A 2,042-nucleotide genomic window follows, 5' to 3' on the forward strand; every position below is an offset into this window, starting at 1 on the left:
GGCCGGCGGCAGCACCGCATCGAGCGGCACATAGGCCGCGCCGGCCTTCAGGATCGCCAGCTGGGCGATCACCAGTTCGGCCGAGCGCTCCAGGCAGGTCGCCACGTAGTCACCCGCCCCGATGCCTTGTGCGATCAGGTGGCGCGCCAGGCGGTTGGCCTGCGCATTGAGTTCCGCGTAGCTGAGCGTACTTTGGTCGTGCACCAGCGCCACGGCCTGCGGCCGCAGCGCCACCTGTTGTTCGAACACCTGATGCACGCCCAGTTCGGACGGATAGGCGGCGTCGGTTGCGTTCCAGTCGAGCAGGATCTGCTCGGACTGCGCCTCGCTCAGCAGCGGCAGATCCGCCACCACCACGGCATCGTCCACCACCAGCGCTTCGAGCAGCGTGCGCCAGTGACCCACGTGGCGCTCCATCGTCGCCTGATCAAACAACGACGTCGCGTATTCCAGCCCGCCTACGATGGCGCCATCGGCCTCCTGCAAATTGAGCGACAAATCGAACTTCGCGCTGGGCTGGCCGGCGGCCACGCCCGACAGCGTCAGCTCCGGCAGCGCCAGTTCGGTTTCCGGCGTATTCTGCCAGGCGAACATCGCCTGGAACAGCGGCGCGTTCGCCATGCTGCGCACCGGCTGCACCAATTCCACGATCTGCTCGAACGGTAGATCCTGATGGCGCTGCGCGGCCAGCACCTGGTCACGCGCATGATGCAGCAGTTCGGCCACCGTCGGCGCGCCGCCCACGTTCAGGCGCAGCGCCAGCGTATTGACGAAGAAGCCGATCAGCGGCTCCAGCTCGGCGCGCTCGCGCCCCGCCATCGGGCTGCCGATCACCACCTGGTCCTGGCCGGACAGGCGCGACAGCAAGGCCGCCCAGCTGGCCAGCATGGTCATGTACAAGGTCACGCCGTGGCGCTGGCTGAGGCGTTTCAACTTCGCGCTCAGCGCGGCGTCGAACACCACTTCGATGGCCGCGCCGGTGTAATCCTGGCGCGCCGGCCTTGGACGGTCCGTCGGCAGTTCCAGCAGGCCGGGTGCGCCGGCCAGCGTCCGCAGCCAGTAGTCCGATTGCGCCTGCAGGCGTTCGCCTTGCAGGTTGTCACGCTGCCAGAGCGCGTAATCGGCGTATTGAATCGCCAGCGGCGGCAAGCCGTCAATATCGTCGCGCAGGAACGCCGTGTACAGCGCGCCCACTTCCCTGATCAGCACACCCATCGACCAGCCGTCCGAGACGATGTGGTGCATCGTCACCAGCAGCACATGTTCCCGCTCGCCGAGCGCGATCAGGCGCGCACGGATCAGCGGTCCCCGCTCCAGGTCGAAGGCGGTGCCAGCCTCGATAGCGCTCAGGCGCGTCAGCTCCTGCTCGCGTTGTGCGTGCCCGCGCAGGTCGTGTTCCAGTACCGCCATGCCGCAATCGGCGGCGCCGATCACCTGCACCGGTGCGCCGTCGACCTGACGGAAGCTGGTGCGCAGTGCCTCATGCCGCGCCACCACGCCGTCGAGCGCGCGCAGCAGCGCGGCTCGGTCCAGCGTTCCCACCAGGCGTACGCCGCCGGCGATATGATATGCCTCGCTGACGCCTTCCATCTGCGCAAGGAACCACAGGCGTTGCTGCGCAAACGACAACGGCAGGGCTGCATTGCGGTCGGCCGGCGCGATCGGCGCCAGTTCCGCCCGCGCTCCTTGCTGGACGGCGGCGGCGAACTCGCGCAACAGCGCGTGCTGGAATACCGCCGCCAGGTCGACTTCCAGCTTGAGCGCCTGACGCACGCGCGTGAGCATCTGTATCGCCAGCAGCGAATGGCCGCCAAGCTCGAAGAAGTTGTCGTGGCGGCCGACCCGCTCCAGCTTAAGCAGCTCGCGCCAGATCGCCGCCAGCGTCTGTTCGGTCTCGCCCTGGGGCGCCTCGTAGCCGCGCGCCGCGTAGGCATCGCCGTCCGGCGCCGGCAGCGCCTTGCGATCGAGCTTGCCGTTCGGCGTCAGCGGGAAGGCGTCCAGCACCACGAACGCGCTCGGCAGCATGAACTCCGACAGCGTGC

1 pseudogene is annotated in these 2,042 nt (G+C 68.3%); it reads right to left on the minus strand.

Annotated elements, in window-relative coordinates:
- A pseudogene (locus RUGAMON1_RS32545) lies at window positions 1-2,037 on the minus strand (condensation domain-containing protein); the annotation flags it as partial.
- Between the last annotated feature and the right edge of the window lie 5 nt (window positions 2,038-2,042).

This window comes from Duganella rhizosphaerae (assembly GCF_040364205.1).
Taxonomy (GTDB): Bacteria; Pseudomonadota; Gammaproteobacteria; order Burkholderiales; family Burkholderiaceae_D; genus Rugamonas; species Rugamonas rhizosphaerae.